General features: G+C 61.0%; 4 protein-coding genes and 1 pseudogene. All 5 read right to left on the bottom strand.

Translation table 11 applies throughout. The features are described 5' to 3' along the window. Positions 1 to 214 (bottom strand): annotated as a pseudogene (locus B3E94_RS06615) (2-oxoglutarate dehydrogenase E1 subunit family protein); the annotation flags it as partial. 246 nt (positions 215 to 460) lie between these two features. Further along, complete coding sequence (locus B3E94_RS06610; RefSeq protein ID WP_012315348.1) at positions 461 to 1,165, bottom strand: succinate dehydrogenase iron-sulfur subunit; 705 nt, start codon at positions 1,163 to 1,165, stop codon at positions 461 to 463. A gap of 11 nt (positions 1,166 to 1,176) precedes the next feature. Continuing rightward, positions 1,177 to 2,949 (bottom strand): succinate dehydrogenase flavoprotein subunit, encoded by a 1,773-nt coding sequence (gene sdhA / locus B3E94_RS06605; RefSeq protein ID WP_176516609.1) that lies wholly within the window; start codon positions 2,947 to 2,949, stop codon positions 1,177 to 1,179. A gap of 3 nt (positions 2,950 to 2,952) precedes the next feature. Then, positions 2,953 to 3,321, bottom strand: coding sequence for a succinate dehydrogenase, hydrophobic membrane anchor protein (gene sdhD / locus B3E94_RS06600; RefSeq protein ID WP_054899920.1), 369 nt, complete (start codon positions 3,319 to 3,321; stop codon positions 2,953 to 2,955). After that, a partial coding sequence (gene sdhC / locus B3E94_RS06595) for a succinate dehydrogenase, cytochrome b556 subunit (protein WP_286912807.1) occupies positions 3,315 to 3,664 on the bottom strand: 350 nt, incomplete at its 5' end. The genes sdhD and sdhC, both read right to left, overlap by 7 nt.

The raw sequence follows: 3,664 nt of genomic DNA, 5'->3' as shown, positions 1-3,664 counted from the left end.
TTGCCAGCAGTACGAAATGGTCGCGGATTGTCGAGTGCGATACATCGGTAGCGGTGCTGCCGTCGGCGGGCTATTTCTGGAAGTAAGTGCGCCACTCTTCTGGCACAGCGTTAGGGTCGTGCAGGTAGAGCTCGTAGAGCTCTTCCACATATGCAGCGTTACCACCTGAAAGGTGGGCGCTTTCCCACATGCGCTGCATCACGCTTTCTTGCATGCTTGGTCACCCTCGGTTAGGGGACTGATCGGCGAGAGCCACAGCAAACCTGGAAAAGTCCGAACACAGCGACTGAACCACGCCACCTGGATCCTGCTGATTTTCCGGGTACCAGCCCGGAAGCCCCTGCTGGTCTCATATCTTCATAGGTATCGGGCGCGGGCTTTGTGGGCCCTTGCCCAGGTTTTACCTCAGTGCGGGCTCACCACCCGCACCTCGGCTTACTGCAGTTACAACACTTTTGAATCAGGTGCCGCTTTGCAGCAGCATGTTACGCACGTGACCGATTGCCTTGGTCGGGTTCAAACCCTTGGGGCAAACGTTGACGCAGTTCATGATCCCGCGGCAGCGGAACACACTGAACGGGTCATCCAGGGACGCCAGGCGCTCCTGGGTCTTGGTGTCACGGCTGTCGGCCAGGAAACGATAGGCCTGCAGCAGGGCGGCGGGGCCCAGGAACTTGTCCGGGTTCCACCAGAACGATGGGCAGGAGGTCGAGCAGCAAGCGCACAGGATGCACTCGTACAGACCGTCCAGCTTGTCGCGGTCTTCCGGCGACTGCAGACGCTCGATGGCCGGAGCCGGGGTGTCGTTCTGCAGGAACGGCTTCACCTTCTCGTACTGCTTGTAGAAGATGCTCATGTCGACCACCAGGTCACGAATGACCGGCAGGCCAGGCAGCGGGCGCAGAACCAGCTTGTTGCCCTTGACCACGCCCGACAGCGGGGTGATGCAGGCCAGGCCGTTCTTGCCGTTCATGTTCATGCCATCGGAACCGCAAACGCCTTCACGGCAGGAACGACGGTACGAGAAACCTTCGTCCTTTTCCTTGATCAGCGCCAACACATCCAGAACCATCAGGTCCTTGCCGCCGGTATCGACGTCGAACGACTCCATCTTGGGCGCCGAGTCGGTGTCGGGGTTGTAACGATAAACTTCGACTTTCAACATAGCAGCCACCCTTAGTAAGTCCGGATTTTTGGCTCGAAGGCCGGAACGGTCTTCGGCGCAAAGTTGACGCCGCGCTTGGCAACGCGCTTCTCACCCGGGTAGTACAGGGTGTGGCACAGCCAGTTTTCGTCGTCACGGTCTTCGAAGTCTTCACGGGCGTGTGCGCCGCGGGACTCTTTACGGGCTTCGGCCGCAATGGCGGTAGCTTCGGCAACTTCCAGCAGGTTCTGCAGCTCCAGCGCTTCGATACGCGCGGTGTTGAAGGCCTGGGACTTGTCGTTGATCTTGACGTTGGCGATGCGCTCGCGCAGGCCAGCCAGCTGCTCGATACCCTTCTGCATGTATTCGCCAGTACGGAATACACCGAAGTAGTTCTGCATGCAGCTTTGCAGCTCGCGCTTGAGGCTGGCAACGTCTTCGCCGGTGGAGCGCTCGTTGAGCTTGTTCAGGCGGCTCAGGGCAACATCGATGTCGGTGTCGCTGGCATCGAGGTGCTCGATACCGTCGCTCAGCGCCTTCTCCAGGTGCAGGCCGGCAGCACGGCCGAACACCACCAGGTCGAGCAGCGAGTTGCCACCCAGACGGTTGGCGCCGTGAACCGATACGCACGCCACTTCACCTACGGCGAACAGGCCAGGAATGATGTGATCCTTGCCTTCTTCGTCCATGGTGATGGCCTGGCCATGAATGTTGGTGGCAACGCCGCCCATCATGTAGTGGCAGGTCGGAACAACCGGCACCGGCGCGACGACCGGGTCGACGTGGGCGAAGGTCTTGGACAGTTCGCAGATACCTGGCAGGCGGCTGTGCAGCACTTCCTCGCCCAGGTGGTCCAGCTTCAGCAGTACGTGGTCCTTGTTCGGGCCCACGCCGTTGCCGGCGATGATCTCTTTGACCATGGAACGGGCAACCACGTCGCGGCCAGCCAGGTCTTTCGCGTTCGGCGCGTAACGCTCCATGAAGCGCTCGCCGTGGGCGTTGATCAGGTAGCCACCTTCACCGCGGCAACCTTCGGTCACCAGTACACCGGCGCCGGCGATGCCGGTCGGGTGGAACTGCCACATCTCGATGTCCTGCACCGGTACGCCTGCACGCAGGGCCATGCCGATACCGTCACCGGTGTTGATCAAGGCGTTGGTGGTGGAGGCGTAGATACGGCCGGCACCGCCAGTGGCCAGAACGGTGGCCTTGGACTTGATGTACATGGTTTCGCCGGTTTCGATGCAGATCGCGATCACACCAACGAAAGCGCCTTCCTTGTTCTTCACCAGATCAACGGCGTAGTACTCGTTGAGGAAGGTGGTGCCTGCTTTCAGGTTGCCCTGGTACAGGGTGTGCAGCAGCGCGTGGCCGGTACGGTCGGAAGCGGCGCAGGTACGGGCAGCCTGGCCGCCCTTGCCGAAGTCCTTGGACTGGCCACCGAACGGGCGCTGGTAGATACGGCCGGTTTCGGTACGCGAGAACGGCAGGCCCATGTGGTCCAGCTCGAAGACCGCAGCCGGGCCTTCCTGACACATGTATTCGATAGCGTCCTGGTCACCGATGTAGTCGGAACCCTTGACGGTATCGTACATGTGCCAGCGCCAGTCATCGTTCGGGTCGGCCGAGGCGATGGCGCAGGTGATGCCGCCCTGGGCGGATACAGTGTGCGAACGGGTCGGGAAGACCTTGGTGACCACGGCCGTCTTGTGACCGCCCTGGGCCAGCTGCAGCGCTGCGCGCATGCCGGCGCCGCCGCCACCGATGATGATGGCGTCGAAGGAAATAGTAGGAATGCTAGCCATGGATCAGATACCCCAGAGAATCTGCACACCCCAGACGAAGTAAGCGAACATCGCAACGCCGCATACCGCCTGGAACAGGAAACGAATCGCAGTCGCCGACTTGCCGAACGACATCGGCGTCAGGTAGTCGGTGGCGATGGTCCACATGCCGACCCAGGCGTGAGCGCCCAGGGCAACGAGGGCCAGCAGACTGAAGATCCGCATCGCGTTGTTGGAGAACAGACCGTGCCACTGGGCATAGTCGATGCCTGGGTGGGCGACCACGTAGCCGATCAGGAACAGGAAGTAAGCCGCGAGAACGACCGCCGATACGCGCTGCGCCATCCAGTCATAGAGGCCCGAACGCGACAGGTTCGTGACATTGGTTACCATACCCAAACTCCCACCAGAACGATCACCACCACGGAGATGACAATCACGATTTTCGAGCCCAGCTTGCCGCCTTCCAGCGTCTCACCGATGCCCATGTCCATGATCAGGTGGCGTACGCCTGCCACCAGGTGATACAGCAGGGCGGACAGCAGGGCCCAGGTCACCAGTTTGGCCAGCGGGCTGGTCAGACACGCCTTCACCTCGCCGAAGCCTTCCTCGGAACCCAGCGACTTGCCCAATGCATAAAGCATGATGGCAAGGCCGAGGAACAGGATGACGCCGGAGATACGGTGAAGAATGGACGTGTACGCGGTGATCGGGAGCTTGATGGTCCTTAGGTCTA

Origin of the sequence: Pseudomonas sp. UBA6315 (assembly GCF_002438125.1) — a bacterium.
Lineage (GTDB): Bacteria > Pseudomonadota > Gammaproteobacteria > Pseudomonadales > Pseudomonadaceae > Aquipseudomonas > Aquipseudomonas faucium.
The sequence above is the reverse complement of the archived record's forward strand: the minus strand, read 5'-3'. Positions and strand labels throughout refer to the sequence as shown.